Genomic DNA, 19,122 nt, shown 5'->3' on the forward strand with positions numbered 1-19,122 from the left:
AGTATATCGAGAAATATATAACAAATAATAGAGTGTAATTGTTATATATACAGAAAAATGTATATTCAAATAAACCTATCAAATGAAAAATTGTTTAAAATATTCATTTTATACAAATAGCTACGTGCTTAAATTAGTTTATAATTAGGCGAAATTTACTTATCTATAATTTTTTTGTATTCATAATAAATTATTAAGATACAAATATAAAGAAAAAAATAGATTTACATTAAGAAATAGTATATAATAGTACCAAGAAGTAGATTGATATTTTTTGATAAGGATCTGAGGAGTTAAAGATATGGTTGAAGTTTCTTACGAACGTTTAGCGACGATTTTTAAGGCATTAAGCGATGAAACAAGATTACACATCATCGATATGTTGTCTTGCAATGAATTATGTGCAGCCGATATTTTAGCGAGCTTCAATTTGTCTCAATCTACGTTGAGTTACCACATGAAAATCTTAATTGATGCAGGTGTAGTTAACTCTCAACGTAATGGTTTATGGACGCGTTACTCCATTAATGAAGCTACATTTGCGGATATTTTAGATATTCTCCCTCAATTATACAAAACTAAAGATGAGTGCATTTGCGCGCAAATTAAATACTGCCGCATTTCTGAGCACGAAAAAGAAGCGTAACAATGAGACGTTGGATTATGCATGTTGATATGGATGCATTCTTCGCGTCCATAGAACAACTGGATCATCCAGAGTATAAAGGCCACCCCGTAATCGTGGGTGGTCTTTCTTCACGTGGTGTCGTAGCTACCTGTTCCTATGAGGCCCGAAAATTTGGTGTTCACTCTGCGATGCCAATATCGAGGGCTAAGAAACTCTGTCCTGATGGCATATATGTATATCCTCGGATGGATCGCTATAAAGAGGTGTCGAACCAAATTTTTTCCATTATGAAAGAATTTACCCCTTACATTGAGCCTCTATCTATTGATGAAGCTTTTCTTGAAGTGAGCGGCATGTCCACCATGTATAGCGGCCCCAAAGAGCTAGGACGAGCCATTAAAGATCGTGTATTCGAGCAAACAGGACTTATTATTTCTGCAGGCTTAGCACCCAATAAATTTCTTGCTAAATTGGCCTCTGATTTAGATAAACCTGATGGTCTTGTAGTCATCCCATACGGTCGTGAAAAAGAGGTGCTGGCGCCTTTGCCGATTAAACGTATTTGGGGTGTTGGTCCTCGGACAGAGAAAATTTTGAAAGCTGGTGGCTTTCACTTGATGCGTCATATTCAGTCTTTGCCTGATGAAAGCAGTTTAATTCCTCTCGTGGGGAATCAGGCAAAGCGAATATGGGAACTGGCGAATGGTATCGATGATAGACCTGTTGAAACAGATCGCAAGATACAATCAATTGGAGCGGAGGAAACCTACGAAGAAGATCTCACAGAGGGCCGTGCTATTGAATTAGAATTTAGGTACTTTGCAAACCGTCTATCGAAACGGCTTCGTAGGCGTAACCTTCATGGACATACTGTATCTATCAAGGTTCGGTATGATGATTTTACTACCGTATCACGGCAGAAGCGGCTAGATACACCGTCAGACCAGGAACATGTATTTTTCGAAACAGCATTGATTCTGTGGAATAAATTGATGCAGGATAAGACGAGTAAGCGGCCTAAAGAGTCTAAGAAAGATACGGAACCGTTAGGGGCCACTACAAAGGTAAAGTCTACGAATTTTAAATGTAGTAGTTCTAAAGGGATTACCTGTATGGATCCGCCTGGCCCTATACGACTATTAGGTCTTACTGTGAGTGGCCTCGATGAGGAGGTTCCTATGCAGGATAGTCTCTTTGATTCTCCACAGGATGAAACAGAGGACAAGCTTGCTAGCGTGTTAGACTCCTTAGAGTCTAAATTTGGTGAGACTGCTGTTATGAGTGGCGCATTATGGCAGCGCTTTCACGGAGACAATGGAATACGTAGGAAACGGTCAGAGTTGAAAGCGGCCGTGGATGCACAGCTTGGTCAAGAGGATGGGGCATCTACTAAAGTTAATGTAGGCTCGACTAAAGAGGCTAATCGGTCTACAGTTGCAGATACACACGCATCTATTGAAGAACCTAAAAAGACCGTCAAAAAGGATTTATAAAGTTTATATTGAATACTTTCGCTAATATAATTGTTCATGTTACAATATGGGTGTAGTGTTAATAAATTACCGCAAGAGAGGTATAGATATGAGTTTATTTCGTGTGGCCATCCATTATGGCGTAAACAGCAATGGTTTCTTGTCCTATGATACAGAAACAAAAACAGTGTCCGTAGATTTACCTGAACAAGAGTGGGTTGATAAGGTAATCGCTTACTTGAATAATGAACATGCTATTGAGCATGCTACAGGTCTTGATACGTATGAACGGTTGACCGTAAAACCATTAGAATCTTTGGATAACCTTAAGTTAGCTTTAACACGTATGTGGGAAGCTATCGACGTACAAGTTGACTGGAGCCGTCCAGCATAAATTGAATGAAAACACCTTGTGATCTATAAGTTAGTAGAAACAAGGTGTTTTTTGTTTTGCGTATTTTTGTAGGTATATCTTTATAGGTTTTAAATATATAGCATTGAAATTCTCACTTTAGAATTATAAATGATATCGTGTATACAAGATTTGTAAAAGTTTAGGGTTGTTATGTTAAAAAATTTGTGCTATTCTAATTACATATTAATGAATAATAATTATCCATTAATAATTTTTATCGAAATTAAGATGTATGATTTAAAAATTATGTAAAGTAAATTACTTTAATTTTGATTTCTAAGTAGGAGTTTGTAACATGAATAATGAAAAGAAACTAACAACCGCCTTTGGCGCTCCCGTACCAGATAATCGCAATTCTGCTACAGCAGGTAAACGTGGTCCTGTATTGATGCAAGATGTTTGGCTCATGGAGAAATTAGCTCATTTTGAGCGCGAAGTGATTCCTGAACGCCGCATGCATGCTAAAGGATCTGGTGCATTTGGTACTTTCACAGTAACTAACGATATTACAAAATATACGAAAGCAAAAATTTTCTCTGAAGTAGGCAAGCAAACGCCGTTATTCGTGCGTTTCTCCACCGTTGCCGGTGAGCGTGGTGCGGCCGATGCAGAACGCGACATTCGTGGCTTTGCCGTAAAATTTTATACGGAAGAAGGAAACTGGGACCTTGTAGGTAACAATACACCGGTATTCTTTATCCGCGATCCATTGCAATTCCCTGATTTGAACCGCGCTGTAAAACGGAATCCGAAAACAAATCTTCGCGATGCGACAGCAAATTGGGATTTCTGGACTAGCTTGCCAGAGGCAATCCACCAAGTAACAATCGTCATGAGTGACCGTGGTATTCCTAAATCCTACCGCACAATGCATGGTTTCGGCAGTCATACATACAGTCTTATTAACGAAAACGATGAGCGCGTATGGGTTAAATTCCATTGGGTTTGCCAACAGCCGATTGAAAATCTTTCCGATGCTGAGGCGGCTAATGTGGTAGCTAGTGATCGTGAAAGTCACCAACGTGACCTCTTTGAGGCTATTGAAAAAGGCGATTTCCCTAAATGGAAATTATGCATCCAAGTGATGACCGAAGAACAAGCTAACAATATGCCGTACAATCCATTCGATTTAACAAAAGTATGGTATCACGATGAATTCCCATTGATTGAAGTTGGTGTAATGGAACTTAATCGCAACCCAGAAAATTATTTCCAAGATGTAGAACAAGCTGCATTTGCACCAACAACTATCGTTCCTGGTATCTCTTTCTCTCCTGACAGAATGCTACAAGGTCGTTTGTTCTCCTATGCGGATGCACAACGCTATCGTCTAGGGGCAAATTATTATCAAATCCCTGTTAATGCCGCTAAATGTCCTGTAAATATCTATCATCGCGATGGTCAAGGACGTATAGATGGAAACCATGGGTCTACAATTGGCTACGCACCAAATAGCTTTGGTGAATGGGCTGAACAACCGGAATTCAAAAATCCTCCTCTCGACGTATCTGGCCCAGCCTACCAATACGACTTCTATGAAGACGACTCTGACTTCTTTACACAACCAGGTAAACTGTTCCGCCTCATGAGCCCTGAACAACAACAAGCCTTGTTTGACAATACCGCAGCGGCTATGAATGGTGTACCTGATTTCATCAAAGAACGTCATGCAAAACATTGCTATCAATGTGATCCAGCTTATGGTGAAGGCGTTGCCAAAGCCTTGGGTATGGACATTGATTTTAGTGATGTAAAATAAGGGAATACATCCTATTTAAACAACAGAAAAGACAGTTAATCTAAACAATACTAACGATTGAAAAGAACTTTCTTAACTAATAACTCTCTTACACTTATATAAAAAACAAATCTATAAAAAATCTAAATTCACACAAAAGTTTTATACACTGATACCAATTATCTTATAAACAAATAAAAACCTTTAAAGGGCCTTTGCTAATCACATCTAAGTTAAGAATCATCAAAGATGTGTAGTAAGGGCCCTTTTGCTGTGTTGAAAATATACAAATTTCAAAAGAATTTTAGTATAATTATGTAGAGTTATATGATGTATTAAAGTTGCACGTAATGTTATATGTGAATAGGAGGCAATTATGAAATCTAGTAGTTTGGCATGGTATGTGGCGGTGGCTTGCATTGGAGGAAGCCTTTGTGTGGGTTCTGTAGTACAGGCGAATTCTCCAGAGACGGTGAAAGTAAATAGCCCTGTTTCTGCTGCTGTTGTAACGCAGGCTCAACCAGCTCAACCTGTTACTGTTACAGCAGTTAAGAATGATGGAGTTAGTGCTACAACAAATAATACAGTAACTAATAATGTAGTAGCTAATGATGTAGCGGTACAGGAAGCCCTCAAGCAAAAGCAACAGTACCAAGCCGAAACTGAAACGATGGGCTTGCTATGGATGCGTACCTCTGCAGAGTACAGAGCGTTGGCGTATCAAGGGTATAATGTGGCAATGAATGCCGTTAAGATGGCCGTTACTGATCCATCTCATCAAAGAAAACCTTTAGCTATCGTTCTTGATGCGGACGAAACCGTAGTGGATAATACCAAGTTGATGGGTGAAAGCATTGTAAATGGTAATGGCAGTTTTGATGCTCCCTGGTGGCGTCAAGCCGTGCATCAAGGCAAATCGCAAGCCATGCCTGGCGCTGTTGAATTCCTAAATGAAGTACATAAACAAGGGGTAGAAATCTTCTATGTTTCAAACCGCTACGCACCTGTAAACCTTGATGTAACGATACAGAACTTTAAAGAACTAGGATTCCCCTCTGTCGATAAAGACCATGTACTACTATTCGAAAAAGACTCTGATAAACAACCTCGCTTTGATATGATTGCTAAAAAATATTATGTCATTGTATATATGGGCGATAACGCCGGTGATTTCCCAATCGGCACAAAAGGTAAGACACCAGCTGAAAGAAATAGCATCATCGATGCTCATAAAGAAGACTTTGGTACTACCTTTGTGGTATTCCCGAACCCTGCTTACGGATCTTGGGTGAGTGCATTGGCAAAAGGTTACCAAAACCTAAGCCCGGAAGAACAAAAACAAATAAATAACCAATACCTACAACAATAAGTTTATAAGTGACGACTATAGCAATTAGCTATTAACCAATGTTTATAATAATGAGCTAATAACTGCTATCTATAGCAATAAGGACGCCTTGCGTATACTTTATTAAAAACGATATAATAAAGTGTACATGCGTCTATAGCTCAACCGGACAGAGCGTCAGTTTCCTAAACTGTAGGTTGGGGGTTCGATTCCCTCTAGGCGCACCAAAATTTTTAAAATTTATAAAAGCTGATTATGTTTAAAAGTATCCCCAATTACAGATTTATGTGATTGGGGATACTTTTGTAATGATGTTATATCCAATAGACTTTAGATTTTGTAAATAAAACAGCACTTTTATTGTTAGTTTGAGTTATATTATTCTTTTTGAGATAATATAAAGTAAGTGAATTAGGTTGATTAAAAATATATGGGGACTTAATTTTGTAGGGAGAAATTAGATGAATAATATAAAATTAATCCAAGAACATTGCTACACTAAACGACTTAATTTTTTGATTGGTTCAGGTGCATCTAGTGATGCAATACCCTTGATGGGGCAATTTAGTTCCTTTGGAGATAAAGCAAATGAGGAATTATTAAAGTGTGTTAAAGATATAAGTGAAAAGGTTCTATTAAAATGTACCGGAGATAAGCCTAAGAGTCCTATAACACTAGGGGAGCGGTTGAAAATATTTAAATCGTATAAGTCATATACTCAATTTATAGAGGGATTAATTCAATGTTTGCTTAATGTTAATTCTCGTGAAATACCAAGAAGCGTTAATATTTTTACAACCAACTATGATTTATTTTTAGAGTGTGCAATTGATACTGTCTTAAGAACACGAAACTTTGTATGTAATGATGGTTCTAGGGGATACTTCACAAAAGTACTGGATTGGACAAATTTTAATCGAGTTGTTGCTTACAAAGGGATAAATGATAATTATAATTATGAATTGCCTTTAGTCAATTTAATAAAACCACATGGGTCAGTTAATTGGAAAAGAGATGGAGAGAACGTTCTCATAAGTTCTAATGTCTGTGAAGATCCTTTTGTGGTTCCACCAACTGGATATGAATCGAAAGAAACTTTTTTAACAAATTATTTCTATGAAATGTTGAGAGTGTTCCAATTGGAGCTTGAAAAGCCACAATCAATATTAGTTGTAATTGGCTTCTCTTTTCAAGATGTACATATTGCAAAGATGGTCAGACGTGCAATTCAAAATCCAGAATTACGTGTATATATTTTTGCATATAGTAATAGTGCGATTCATAACATTCGGGAAAATATAGGTATTTCTAAAACAGACTCAAGATTGATTATATGGGGCCCCGGTGATTTTGAATCTAAACCGCTGACTTTGAAGGAAGTAACCAAAATTTTATTTGAAAAGAAATTGGGGGATAGTTAATATGGAGTATTCACCAAAAAAAATAGGTGTAATCATTTCAGTAGATGGTAATGTATCCCAAGTTGGACTTTATGATACTACAAATGATACAGATGTGTTTTGGTATGGTGATATTCTTTCAGGTGCTAAGGTTGGTGCATTTGTTACTATTCATCAAAATATGGTAAAAATTATTGCAACAGTTGTATCTGAAAGTATTATAGATCAGCAAAATATTTCAAATTTAGATATATATGATAATCGATACAAGAAGAATTCAATGAAGCGATCTATTTCCTTAAAAGTTAAAGGTGTTATAGAAAACCAACGATTTAATATAACCAGTAGATTTGTCCCTATGATAGGAAATGAGGTGTGTTTAACTACTCAAGAGGAGTTAGATTTGATTTATGGTGTAATTCAATCGGAGTCTACAATCAGTATTGGAAAGTCATTACTTGAAGGAAAAGATATAAATATACCAATTGATAAAATATTTGCATCTCATATTGGTATTTTTGGAAATACAGGTAGTGGTAAATCAAATACTTTACATAAAATGTATTATGAGTTATTTCAATCATCATTTAAAGATTATATAAATCAAAAGTCTCAATTTTTTCTAATTGATTTTAATGGAGAATATTTAGGGGAATCAATGTTTGGTTTATCTAATGATGATAAAGAAATATTTAATATCTCTACAAGAACAGATAAATCAGATAAAATTAGAATTACTCGAAAATATTTATTAGATCCGGATTTATTATCTATACTTTTTGATGCTAAACCAGGTACTCAGGTTCCGTTTTTACGGGCTGCTCTAAGAAAGTATAAATCTATTGAGACAGAGAAGGAATTTGCTGATTTAGAAGTTGGTTTACTTATTAGTATTCTTCAAGACCGAAAAGATATTGATAGAGTTACATTAGAGAAATGGATTAAGGTGGGAGAACTTTTAGGTATAAATAATTCTCTATTAGAACCTTTTAAAGAATGTAGTAAAGAACTTTATTATGGAAATATAAAAATAAAAAATGAAAATGGAAAACTTGTAATCAATAATGACAAAATAACAGAAGCTGGTAAACAATATTTTAAGTTTGATAGCGTAAAAGAAGAGTTAGAAGATAAGTTTAAATCTGCTAGTGAAATAAAAAAGTTGTATTATTTTATTGAATTTCAAAGAGTATATGTTGCAGTATATGATTCTAAAACCTCAGAGTTTATTAGCCCTATGATAAAGAGGATTGAAAACTCCCTAGATGCATTAGATAGAGTTATTGAGGTTAAGGATAATTTATCTGACTCCTATAAACTGCTAAATATTTTTTCACTTGTAAATGCTAACCAAGAGGTTACCCGTTTGCTCCCTATGTTAGTGTCTAAGATGGTTTATGATGCGCATAAGAGTGAGGTTTCATCTTCTGGAAGTGTTAAAAAGACGATACATTTAATAATTGATGAAGCACATAATATTTTAAATGATGTGAATAAAAATAATAAAGATGATTGGAAAGATTATCGATTATCAGTTTTTGAAGAAATTATTAAAGAAGGACGAAAGTTTGGTTTTTATTTAACCTTAGCAAGTCAGCGCCCTTCAGATATTTCAATGACGATTATTTCCCAACTTCATAATTTTTTTATTCATCGTATCGTAAATGATAAGGATTTACAGATTCTTGAGAATACAATGCCTACATTAGATTATAGTTCTTATAAAAGAATTCCTTTATTAGGGCAAGGGGAAGTTGTTATTACGGGAAAAGCTTTTAATATGCCTTTTTTTGTTGTAGTGAATAGACTAGAATCAGTTAGACCTAATAGTGATGATGTATCTCTTGTGAGATTATGGGAACCTAATCCTGATAGTGATGGTTAATAAGCCAATTTATAAGCCTTTTCTTTATGATCAGATAAAATTTTTTGGAGAAAATAAATTCTTATAAGATGTAAAAGAAGATTAATATAGCCATATTAATACTTATATGTAATGTGATTTTAGTGTATAGTGATAAGACTCCTAAATTGCGTGTCACTGGTTCGATTCCGGTTAGGCGCACCAAAAATTAATAGGCATAAGGCTTTTAGTCTTATGCCTATTTTTTATGCCATTATTTTCTTATGTTAGTGAATTTTAAGTTATGCTGTTTAAATTGTAATAATGCTATAATTAGATTAAATAGAGTGTTTGTAAAAGGTAGTTATATAAAGGTGTATCCTTATGAGTTTTTACAATTGGATTCAAGAAAAGCTTTTTGACAATTACGAAGAGTGGCGCATGAAGAGTCCCGATTATAATCGGAATGGTTTTAACATAGTAGGCATAGATAATACGCTCAAGGCTATGGAAGATGGCTTTTTCATGTATATGGAGCTATATCCGCCTCATGCTATCGATGGTTGCACTGCGATGAAGGCTCGTGTAGGAAAAACGCAGGATTCCGTTGATATATTCTTAGACATCGATAGTAAAACCTATCGTATGGATGATGTAAGTTATCCAGATGCGGTGAAGATGATGCGGGCTTTTGTGAAAAAACGGAGATTGCCTGATCCTAGTTTGTATGTAGAAGTAGCAAATCTAGATATAGAGCAGATGAAACCAACATTTACAGAGCTAGCAACGTTATTACTAGGCGATGCTAAACAAGCTAAATCTTTTATGACCGAGGCTAAGTTGCGCTCCATGGAAGAATTAGAAGATAGTTGGTGGAACCTTTATGAGAAACTAGTATCTAAAGGATATGCCGTAGAGCTAAGCTGTAAGTGTGAACTAGAGGATTTTATTCATAATGTGCAGAAATTAATACGTAACAAGTCTTTAGATACTAGCGAAAATCTAACTATTGATACAGCAGCATTAGATGAAGACCAATGCATTACGGACTGGAGTGCGGATCTTAATGCCACATGGGAAGCCCATAAGTTAGTAGGTATGGATATCGGAACCGATAGCTTTGTACTTATGGTGCTTTCAAATGAGGAATTCAAAACAGCCCAAGAACTAGCAAAAGAGCTGTTACATAGAATCGATGTAGCTGAACGCTTGTGATACAACAGAACATTTTAATGTTATAGAAGCAATTATACTATGGCATCATCTATAAAGGATGGAGTTCTAAACTGTAAATAGTTTGTATCGTAAAATGTGATGAATAGGAGAGAGCGATATGAGTGTTGTACGTTTGCCAGAATATGAAGCAGAGTTTGAGCCGGAAGTATTTGAGATTTATGCATTGCCGCGCAGTGATGCGAATGGGGCTAGTCCTTATTTGGATAAGTACCATAGACCACTGGTGTCCACCGATGCTATTCTAGATACTCGAACTAGCGTGCTTGACCGTAGCGAAGGCATTTTGACGTGGATTATTGAAGGTTTTGACACTGGTTGGGGGTATTCTTTTGAGCCCCATGGTGTTTACAAATTGTTAGTTAAGAAAGCAAAACCTATAGAGGACTTGGGCTACATGCGCCCTTCTTGGAATAATCGCTATTATGTGCTTGAGGTGTTAGAGGAACATGCTAAACATAGCGAGCTAGAGGCGTTGTCGGCGTATTTGAAAACTCCTAAATACCTTCATACCGACAAGGGTGACTTCCTGTTAAATCGAGAGTATCAATATTACACAGCGAGAATTGATGATTATGCATTCACCCTTGATGTGGATGAGGGCTCTGATGAAAGCTGCACCGTAGCATTGGCTGCTTTCAATACAATCGATAATTTCAAAGCATTTGAACAACGAATTAGTACCTATATTAGTGAAAAATTGCTAGACCTTGCTAATGATTGGCTCGACAATGATGACCAAGATCCGATTACATCAGACGTATTTGCCAAGCGTATTATGATGGGCGAATTGGCGTTTCGCAACGATGGCACTATAGAGGTATATTATGACGACGATGATATTTTCTGGGGGCACTGTATCATAGTCCATATTGATGCGGATGGGAACCCTATTGATGCAGATATTGCAGGATAATCAATTAATGGAGAGTCCTAATGAGAAAATCGGAATTAATGACATTATGGAATGTTGAAAGCTGGTCTGAAGAACCTTATGGTGTTTACTTTGTATCTCGCCGATTGGGTACTAATCGTTTAGAGAATGTAGGACAAGCCTTTAAAAAACTTAATATTAGTTGTACCGGTTATACTGAAGATGATGTACTTTCACTATCAATATGGGAGCAATTATATGTTCAATTAGATGAATTAGACCAACTGGCGAAGAGGCTCATACAAAAGGGAATACCGCAAGAAGAGTCTGTTGTACTAACGCTAACGGATATAATGCTGGATAAATCAGGTTGTTACGATGCATTTGCACTAGGCTATGATGTGGGAGAATCCCCAGCAGGACATCTATATGTTTTGGTTCCTTTTGATGAAAACTTTACGGCTCAACAAGATGTGATATACGAAACCTTATAGAGTTGTTTTAAAGTGGTGATACTGGTGTTGTATTCTACCTAAAAATATAAGTGATATGCAGGAGAGAGACTATGGAAGATATGTATAAATTAGTCAAAGATTTCTTTAGTCATGATATGGATTTAGATGATTTATTTGATTCCGAAGCTATCATCTGGATTGACTGGCGCGAGGATGACGAAGGTGTGGTGAACTATTTTAATGACATGATGGATGAGCCTATCGACATTCAAACCGTTAGCAATGGAAAGCAGTATGGTGACGATATTGTACTACAAAAGGGCAATAAAAAATTGCTAATTCCCTACGGTGATGAGAAAGACCGGGATGTGACTATCAAATATTTCAACGACTTCGTTAAACCTGATTATGAGGTGCGCTGGTTTGCTGAAAGCCTTGGCGATGATACGCTCGGATTTACCGTGCTTTCAGGGACAGAATGGCTAAAGCTAGAAGATGAGTTTGGTGCAGATATAGTTTGTTATTATTTTGTACCTATTGATTTAGAAAGCAACATGTTTAATCTCAGTATGAGCGAGGTTTCTGCGTTGTTAGAATTACGAGAAAATAAGAGATGAAATAGAGAGAATAGACGAATCTATAAGAGGTAACAATATGGATTATTTAAAAATATTACATGAAGATTCTAACTTGGCAGCAGATTTTGATGCACTATTTGATTTCTTTCTGCTTGATGAACCTACAAAACGTGATGAGGTAGAGGGGCGATGTACCTTTTCCGTGGATGGAGTAGCCTTTGCTCGTGATGGTGCAGGCGGTGAATATCATCAACTAGAGGATGGATCAATTGGATATATGAGTAGCGAAGGTGAATGCGGTCGCATAGCTGAAAGTATAGACGATTTAATTTGTTTATTGGTGTATAGCATTTGCTGGCATGACTATTGTGACTCTAGCCAATATACGGATGTAGGAATTCTTGAATCGTATGCTAAGGAGCGATATGCTCAAATTACATCTTATACAGAAATGGACGAATGGGAAACAGTTGTTAAGGCGCTAGGCATGCCTTCTGAAGCAAACTTGGCTGCTGTACTGCAAAAGTTTTACGATGCGGCACATCGAGAACCTGTATACCAAGGCTTTTACCATGAAGAAGATGGTAGTATTACGGCTTATGAAGGTCTATTCTTTTAATATGTAAAATGGGAAAATAATCAGCAATAAAAGAGTGTTTCAAGAGGTTTTGTGTTGTAATAGGAGAATCGTATGGCAATTGATGGAGTAAAGATCATAGACAGCGATGACGGTCATGATATTTATAATGCTATTGTTGAGCGGTACAAGGATGGTATCAGTGTCGATACTATAATTTCTGAAATCTTAGGTGAGGAACAAAATTTTTGTACTGATGAGTTTTACACAGAAATTTATTGGACTGCGGTGGCCTATTCTTTATGGAAGATAGGGCATCTGTCTGAGGATATCAAAGAGAAAACCTTAGACATAATCGCTCAGGGCCCTCATGAGTTTTGGCTAGACATTGATAGTAAGGCACTTAAACAGCGCCAAAAGGTATTAGATAAGTTAGCAGTACAGCTACAAAGTGAAAATCCAAAGCCTATTAAGGTTCGTAAATCTAAAACGAGGAGAGAAACTCATTTTAAGGTGGGCGACGTATTAGCTGTTAAGTTTGAAAACGACTATGGTGCCGTCTTTGTATCTGACGTGGATCAATCACCGCGGAAAATCGAATATCATTTAGCCTGTACGCGACTTTTACAAGAAGAAAAACCTACAATGGAGCAGTTTTTAAATAGTAAAATCGCCTGCCGGAAAGATAATACAAATTTCGGTATCGATACAGATTGTTGGTTTAATCATAAAGACCTAGGCCTATTGCTAGACGATTTAGAAATCATAGGGAACGTCGAACTATATCCGTGTAAATTGTGGAAACTAGCACCAGCAGGCACGTTGGAAGATATTTATGAGGAGATTACAGATAATCCTAGGATAGGAAAACTGCGTCTCATAGACACCTATGAACTGGTGAAAAAGGTTATTCAGAAATAATTATGGGGTAAACGCATTAATAGGTGGGCGTATATATAATGCTAAAGGTATAACTATAATGGATACTGTGACGAAACAATATATAGAAACTGTGAAAGTCAGTGATATACCGTGGCATCGGTTAACCACAACTTACGGTCGTGCCACAGATTTTCCTACAGAGCTTGATGTGTTGTGGAGCATGAAAAGTATTGATGCTGTTGATGCGGCTGGTGAGGCGTTAGCAATGAATATTGAGCACCAATCGACATTGTGGCATGCTACACCATTTGCTATGATTTTCTTGCTTCGTATTTTTAAGAAAGCCCTAGAAGAGAGAACTCAGAATGAAGTAGCTCATTATTTAGCAGAACAATTGGTAGACCTATTTACTGTGATTGCTGAGTGCATCCGAGATGGTCTCGTGCTAGAGCATGCAGATCCATTACCTCATTTTGTGGATATGCTTAACGAAGAATACCTTTGGTCTGAAGAATACGATGAAGACGAAGATGTTCTTAGATATGAGGAAGAAGACGTAGTTCCTGATGATTTATTCTTTAGCTTTTATTACTACTCACTGCAAGTGCTTTTACTAGCTATTCCGTTATTAGATAAATCTCATGAAGGAGAAGCTAATTTACTAGACTTACTGACAGAGATAGAGTATTAAATGAGAGATAGAGTACTAAATATCTAAGGGGATAGCAGATTATTACATATCTACTGAGATTACAGGATTAGGAGGTTATGGGCTATGGGACTAATTGCAAATTATAGCTGTTTAAGCGATGCGAATTTAAAAGAAATTAAAGCCATGGGCTCAGAAGAAGAGGAAATTCTTGAAAGCGTTGAAGAGTGGAATGACGATGATGAATTATTGCTTGATATCGATAAAATGTGGGATGTACTTCACTTTGTGCTAACTGGCGTAGGCACTGACCATAAGGACGATAAGAATCCTCTTAGCCAAGCTGTGCTTGGCATAACAGCTGTTGAAGAACTATCGGATTACTTAGCGTATACGGAACACGATAAGTTAGCAGATATCGTGGCGGCTCTAGAGCAGTTTGATATGGAAGAGGCTCTTGAATCTTTTGATATGGCAGCTTGCAAAGAGGCTGAGCTATATCCAGATATTTGGGATTACGATGAGGAAGAGGAGGAAATCAAAGACGAACTTCTTCATGATTTCGAGCAAATGAAACGTTTCTACAAACAAATACTAGACGCTAATGGGAACGTGCTTGTATCGATTTGCTAAGTTCATAAAAGGAAATTATTATCATGGATAAAGCACGTAAAAAGGAATTGTTAAAAGCATATGCAGATAAGCAGAGACAATCGTTTAAAGATAGTTTACCTATGGATGAAGAGTTGTTTTGGAATCTCTTTGATTATGTAGACGAGAAATTAGAGGAAAATGACGGTTGCGATCATAGTTTGACTTTCACTAGAGAATTCTTGGAAAAACAAAAGGTAGATGTAGAAATCGTATTAGACTGGATCGTCAACGAAGGTGGCGGTTGTGACTGCGAGGTTCTCTATAATGTAGAAGAGAGATTTGAAGAGTAATATCTATGTAATTGGGAAGGTTTTCGTATACAGCTTGTTTTTGACTTAGAGCAAACTGTAAGCAGTCTAATGAAAATTTATTTGTGATTTTGGTAACCAAGTAATCTTTGGTAAAAAATCATAGTATACTAGAAATGTTAAATACTGCCGGCGATATTAGCGATTTTGTCTAAGAAGCGCCGGCGTTTTTCGTCTGAGCTGTTTTCTGTGCCAGCCAACTGGGTATGTGTAACCGGTTTAATGCCACAGGATTTCAGAACTTGATTTTTCAATACCTTGCCATAGTCCTGAATAAACGGCGTCAAAAAGGCGGGAGTATTGTGGGTGGTGATGATCCAGGCGGATTTTCCCTGTAAATGACCTATAAGTCCTCGTTTTCCGTATGAATAGGCAAAGCCCGCTGTAAACACGCGATCGATAAAGCCTTTGAGCATTGCCGGCATACCGCTCCACCAAATTGGGTAGATAAAGACGATATGGTCTGCCCAAGTAATTAAGTTACGATACTTTTCCATGTCCGGTACAGTGCTTAAATCTCGACGTTTGTGCGTGTCATCAAATCGTAATATAGGATCGAACTGCTCCTCATATAAATCCAAGGTGTTCACATTGTGGTCTTTTGAAAGATTCTGTTGCACTACTTTCAGAATAGCGTCATTAAAACTTTGATGATTAGGATAGGTGTAAATGATTAAAATATTCATGGCTAGTTCCTTTCTTGTTAATCATCGTCAGGTTGAGAGAATCTGTATAGTAAAATGGTAGCTATATTAAGTTAAAGTCTAGTGAAGAGCACCTATTCTAAACGTAAATAACGATAAATGTTGGGAAGAGTGTATTATTAATTCCTTCTGTTTGCGGGTGTTGTTATAAAGGTATATAGTATAGATATGCGGTGTATTTTATCGCATATCTATTTTTCTTTATAAGGAGGACGCTATGCAACACGTTCAAACCCGCAGTACTACGTCTGCGTTAGTACTCACAGCCGTATTGATTGCCCTCGCAACATTGTTTACCATGTACACGAAAATTCCAGTACCTGGCATTCGCGGCTATTTCAATGTAGGAGATGTCGTTATTATGACGTCAGCTCTATTATTAGGTCGAAAATATGGCGCCTATATTGGTGCTATCGGCCCGGCGCTAGCCGATTTATTTCTCGGCTATGTAGTCTTTGTACCCATCACCTTCGTGGTGAAAGGACTTGAAGGCTATCTTGTCGGTACTGTCTATAAAAATAAGACAACTACCTCTGCCTTAGCGGCAACTATCCTAGGTGGTATTATCATCGTAGCAGGCTACTTTATCGCTGAATACTTTGTATTCGACCTAGGCGTAGCCATTGCTAGTATATTGACGAACGCCATTCAAGCCGTTATGAGTGTCATTATTAGCATGATTTTATATGCTATATTACGGAGACGACTTGCGTAATAGTATACTTATTGGTATACGATGTAGAAAAAGATGTTAGTATAGTTAATGATGACACTCAAGAAAGTACAGCGCTAGTAGCGCTGTGCTTTCTTTGTTTTTATTATAATTATCCATGAACTTTTAATTGTCATTATTTTCCTTAAAGTATTGATGCTTAGATAAATGGACATATTTTATTTGTTTTGTTAATATAAAACTCAATAATAATTTTATGTTGTGTGTTATGATTGGTGAAATTTTATGGTTAGAGTTTTATATTTATTTTTATTGCTAGTTGTTTTGAGTCCTATTAATGCTTTTGCTGATTATCAGAGGGACACGCTTGATATACAACGCTCTCTTAATGAGCAGATACAGTCTCAGTTAAAGATTCCGGCAAAAGTCCTTAAAACGAAGCTTAATAGAGATTATAGTTTTGCCTTACAGATAAAAACGGATACTCAAGGTCGTATTACTTCTGTTGAGTTAAATCCAAATGAGAGTACCTCTAATGATGAGATATATTTAGAGTTAGTACAGTCCGCAAAGGATACCGTTTGGAATATAGGGTATATTGATGTTAAAGAAGAACTTGTTTTTCATGTTCCCATTAATTTTATAATATCCTCTAATGACGATGTAAATTGACAGTCTTTAGAATTCAGACTATACTATAAGTACAAAAGAGCCAATTAACGTGTTCTAGGCGTTAGGCTCATCAAAGAATTGTGAATTTGATAAACCTAACGTGTCTAAGTATTGCCGTACTTAGTCTTAAACGTTAGGTTTATTTTTTACCTAACTCACGTTAATGGCTCTTTCGTTATTAGTATATAGCAGAAATTATTGATTGAAAAACACGGATTAATTTCGTACAACTTGTACACGAATAAAAGGGAGACTCTATCAAGAGTCTCCCTTTGTTAGTTATAAATAGACTAATATTTATTAATAGATTTTTTATTGCATAGAACATAAGTTCGGTTTATAATGAACGTAAGATAGTCGAACGAGGTTGGGCCACCCTTTTTCTTTGAAGGGGGTGAAAGCCTATGAATGCTTATGAAGTCATTATGATTGTCCTCGGGATCTTAACTGTCGTTATTTCCTTTGGAGCATTGATAGTGCTGATTTGTCGTAATAACGACAAATAGCCCTTCGTTACCAACTGGTAGCTGAAAACGAAAGGCCATTTTTGCATGCTTTATAATGTTTTGGGATGAGCCTGGCGGAACCACTCGTCGACTATCTCTTTATTACATTATAATGAGATTGGCGTATATCGTCAATCTGGAGTCAATGGTCATCATATTAATATAGAGCCCGGTTTCCAAGGTATGATATAATACTTTCATTATGTAATAAACAAAGGAGATTTAAATGGCAAATTTACCTAACTGCCCTAAGTGTGGTGACGAGTACACATACGAAGATGGGCATATGTTTATCTGCCCTATGTGTGGCAACGAATGGACAGCGGCCGATGCGCAAGCTGCAGCTGAAGCGGATATTATTCGCGATGCTAACGGCAATGAGCTCGCTGATGGCGATACAGTGGTTGTTGTAAAAGACCTCAAAGTAAAAGGCGCGGGCGTATTGAAACAAGGTACACGTGTTAAAAATATCCGCCTCATCTCTGATGCGAGCGATGGTCACGATATCGATTGTAAAATCGATGGCTTCGGTGCGATGGCATTGAAATCTGAAATGGTTAAGAAAATCTAATCTAAGAAATCCCTACCGATAAAAATTCGGTAGGGATTTTTTCGTGGTATAATCAACTTATAATGCATATAGTATGAGAGTATTTAGATGAGAGGAAACTATGTTTAACCGTGTTATACTGTTGGCTTTATTAGTGTCTGCAATGAGTCCTATTAGTTCTATAGCTGCAGATATAAAGCCTGCGGACAAGCGTAATTATGAATTGCAACAACAGATTTCTTATAACGTGATCATTCCACCAGAGGCTTTTGAAACGAGTGCAGATGGAACATTAATCGTTCCTATAGAGATTAAGACGGATGATAAGGGTAATATTGTAGCTGTTGAAGCAGGTCCTAATAATTGGAAACTAGATCGTGAAGCGTACCCTATCTTTGAGGAGGCTGCTAAAGAAGCGGCTTGGAATACTAAACATGTTGATACTGATGAAGCGCTTGTTGTAACGATTCCCGTAAGTATTGTCATGCTACCTGATACTAATTCTAAGAAACGATAAAGGAGGGCTTATGGAAACTACGAAAGATTTAGAGAAATATACTTATGATCTTCTCGCTGAGCGTGGTGTCACATTAGATGACATTGCAGAGCTTGTTTTTTACGTACAAAAACCGTATATGCCGAATTTAAAACTGGAAGAGTGTCGCACAAGTGTGGCTTCTGTACTATCTAAACGGGAGGTGCATAATGCGATTATTACGGGTATAGAGCTTGATAAGTTAACGGAGCAGAATAAATTATCTCAGCCATTGCAACGCATTGTTGCTAATGATGAAAGCCTGTATGGGATTGATGAAATTTTAGCCTTTTCCATCGTTAATTTATATGGGTCCATTGGCTTTACAAACTATGGCTATTTAGACAAGGTGAAGCCAGGTATCATCAAAAAGCTAGATAGCGAAGAAGGGGGGCACTGTAATACATTCCTTGATGATTTAGTAGGTG

General features: G+C 36.9%; 22 protein-coding genes and 1 tRNA gene. 22 read left to right on the forward strand and 1 reads right to left on the reverse strand.

What is annotated here, in order from left to right:
* The first annotated feature begins 301 nt into the window (after positions 1–301).
* From HMPREF0874_RS04925 to HMPREF0874_RS05005, 17 genes are all read left to right on the forward strand, one after another.
* The gene (locus HMPREF0874_RS04925; protein WP_004694570.1) at positions 302–646 is read left to right on the forward strand and encodes a helix-turn-helix transcriptional regulator; all 345 of its coding nucleotides are present in this window, start codon (positions 302–304) and stop codon (positions 644–646) included.
* 2 nt (positions 647–648) lie between these two features.
* Positions 649–2,121 carry a DNA polymerase IV gene (gene dinB, locus HMPREF0874_RS04930; protein WP_071985083.1) on the forward strand — a complete coding sequence of 491 codons (1,473 nt, stop codon included), beginning with the start codon at positions 649–651 and terminating at the stop codon, positions 2,119–2,121.
* 88 nt (positions 2,122–2,209) lie between these two features.
* Entirely contained in the window at positions 2,210–2,494 is a 285-nt protein-coding gene (locus HMPREF0874_RS04935; RefSeq protein WP_004694573.1) for a hypothetical protein, read from the forward strand.
* A 316-nt stretch (positions 2,495–2,810) separates the two neighbouring features.
* Entirely contained in the window at positions 2,811–4,274 is a 1,464-nt protein-coding gene (locus tag HMPREF0874_RS04940; protein WP_008602064.1) for a catalase, read from the forward strand.
* Between the two features lie 355 nt (positions 4,275–4,629).
* The gene (locus HMPREF0874_RS04945) at positions 4,630–5,622 is read left to right on the forward strand and encodes a 5'-nucleotidase, lipoprotein e(P4) family (RefSeq protein WP_039965196.1); all 993 of its coding nucleotides are present in this window, start codon (positions 4,630–4,632) and stop codon (positions 5,620–5,622) included.
* A 129-nt stretch (positions 5,623–5,751) separates the two neighbouring features.
* Positions 5,752–5,828, forward strand: a tRNA-Arg gene (locus HMPREF0874_RS04950).
* A gap of 234 nt (positions 5,829–6,062) precedes the next feature.
* The gene (locus HMPREF0874_RS04955) at positions 6,063–7,022 is read left to right on the forward strand and encodes an SIR2 family protein (RefSeq protein WP_008602067.1); all 960 of its coding nucleotides are present in this window, start codon (positions 6,063–6,065) and stop codon (positions 7,020–7,022) included.
* A 1-nt stretch (position 7,023) separates the two neighbouring features.
* Complete coding sequence (locus tag HMPREF0874_RS04960) at positions 7,024–8,886, forward strand: ATP-binding protein (protein ID WP_008602069.1); 1,863 nt, start codon at positions 7,024–7,026, stop codon at positions 8,884–8,886.
* 342 nt (positions 8,887–9,228) lie between these two features.
* The gene (locus HMPREF0874_RS04965; RefSeq protein WP_008602070.1) at positions 9,229–10,059 is read left to right on the forward strand and encodes a DUF6630 family protein; all 831 of its coding nucleotides are present in this window, start codon (positions 9,229–9,231) and stop codon (positions 10,057–10,059) included.
* A 118-nt stretch (positions 10,060–10,177) separates the two neighbouring features.
* The gene (locus HMPREF0874_RS04970; RefSeq protein WP_008602072.1) at positions 10,178–10,993 is read left to right on the forward strand and encodes a DUF2262 domain-containing protein; all 816 of its coding nucleotides are present in this window, start codon (positions 10,178–10,180) and stop codon (positions 10,991–10,993) included.
* Positions 10,994–11,013: 20 nt separating this feature from the next.
* Entirely contained in the window at positions 11,014–11,445 is a 432-nt protein-coding gene (locus tag HMPREF0874_RS04975; RefSeq protein ID WP_021148738.1) for a hypothetical protein, read from the forward strand.
* A 71-nt stretch (positions 11,446–11,516) separates the two neighbouring features.
* Positions 11,517–12,023 carry a hypothetical protein gene (locus HMPREF0874_RS04980; RefSeq protein ID WP_039965197.1) on the forward strand — a complete coding sequence of 169 codons (507 nt, stop codon included), beginning with the start codon at positions 11,517–11,519 and terminating at the stop codon, positions 12,021–12,023.
* 37 nt (positions 12,024–12,060) lie between these two features.
* A complete protein-coding gene (locus tag HMPREF0874_RS04985; protein ID WP_008602078.1) occupies positions 12,061–12,603 on the forward strand; it encodes a hypothetical protein in 543 nt (180 codons plus the stop codon).
* A 72-nt stretch (positions 12,604–12,675) separates the two neighbouring features.
* A complete protein-coding gene (locus HMPREF0874_RS04990) occupies positions 12,676–13,482 on the forward strand; it encodes a hypothetical protein (RefSeq protein WP_004698310.1) in 807 nt (268 codons plus the stop codon).
* 58 nt (positions 13,483–13,540) lie between these two features.
* A complete protein-coding gene (locus HMPREF0874_RS04995; RefSeq protein WP_008602081.1) occupies positions 13,541–14,134 on the forward strand; it encodes a hypothetical protein in 594 nt (197 codons plus the stop codon).
* 84 nt (positions 14,135–14,218) lie between these two features.
* Entirely contained in the window at positions 14,219–14,725 is a 507-nt protein-coding gene (locus tag HMPREF0874_RS05000) for a YfbM family protein (protein WP_008602083.1), read from the forward strand.
* 23 nt (positions 14,726–14,748) lie between these two features.
* On the forward strand, positions 14,749–15,036 hold the full coding sequence (locus tag HMPREF0874_RS05005; RefSeq protein ID WP_004698173.1) for a DUF2695 domain-containing protein: 288 nt from the start codon (positions 14,749–14,751) through the stop codon (positions 15,034–15,036).
* 137 nt (positions 15,037–15,173) lie between these two features.
* Here HMPREF0874_RS05005 and HMPREF0874_RS05010 read toward each other — a convergent pair whose 3' ends face one another.
* Entirely contained in the window at positions 15,174–15,740 is a 567-nt protein-coding gene (locus HMPREF0874_RS05010; RefSeq protein WP_004698115.1) for an NAD(P)H-dependent oxidoreductase, read from the reverse strand.
* Positions 15,741–15,975: 235 nt separating this feature from the next.
* Here HMPREF0874_RS05010 and HMPREF0874_RS05015 point away from each other — a divergent pair, with 235 nt between their 5' ends.
* From HMPREF0874_RS05015 to HMPREF0874_RS05035, 5 genes are all read left to right on the forward strand, one after another.
* A complete protein-coding gene (locus HMPREF0874_RS05015) occupies positions 15,976–16,473 on the forward strand; it encodes an ECF transporter S component (protein ID WP_008602085.1) in 498 nt (165 codons plus the stop codon).
* A gap of 243 nt (positions 16,474–16,716) precedes the next feature.
* Positions 16,717–17,103, forward strand: a complete 387-nt coding sequence (locus HMPREF0874_RS05020) for a hypothetical protein (protein ID WP_008602087.1) — start codon at positions 16,717–16,719, stop codon at positions 17,101–17,103.
* Between the two features lie 732 nt (positions 17,104–17,835).
* Positions 17,836–18,180, forward strand: a complete 345-nt coding sequence (locus HMPREF0874_RS05025) for a zinc ribbon domain-containing protein YjdM (protein ID WP_008602088.1) — start codon at positions 17,836–17,838, stop codon at positions 18,178–18,180.
* Between the two features lie 100 nt (positions 18,181–18,280).
* The gene (locus tag HMPREF0874_RS05030) at positions 18,281–18,676 is read left to right on the forward strand and encodes a hypothetical protein (RefSeq protein WP_008602090.1); all 396 of its coding nucleotides are present in this window, start codon (positions 18,281–18,283) and stop codon (positions 18,674–18,676) included.
* A gap of 10 nt (positions 18,677–18,686) precedes the next feature.
* A partial coding sequence (locus tag HMPREF0874_RS05035; protein ID WP_008602092.1) for a phosphatidylglycerophosphatase A occupies positions 18,687–19,122 on the forward strand: 436 nt, incomplete at its 3' end.

This window comes from Veillonella sp. 6_1_27, assembly GCF_000163735.1.
In the GTDB taxonomy this organism is placed as follows: Bacteria; Bacillota; Negativicutes; order Veillonellales; family Veillonellaceae; genus Veillonella; species Veillonella parvula_A.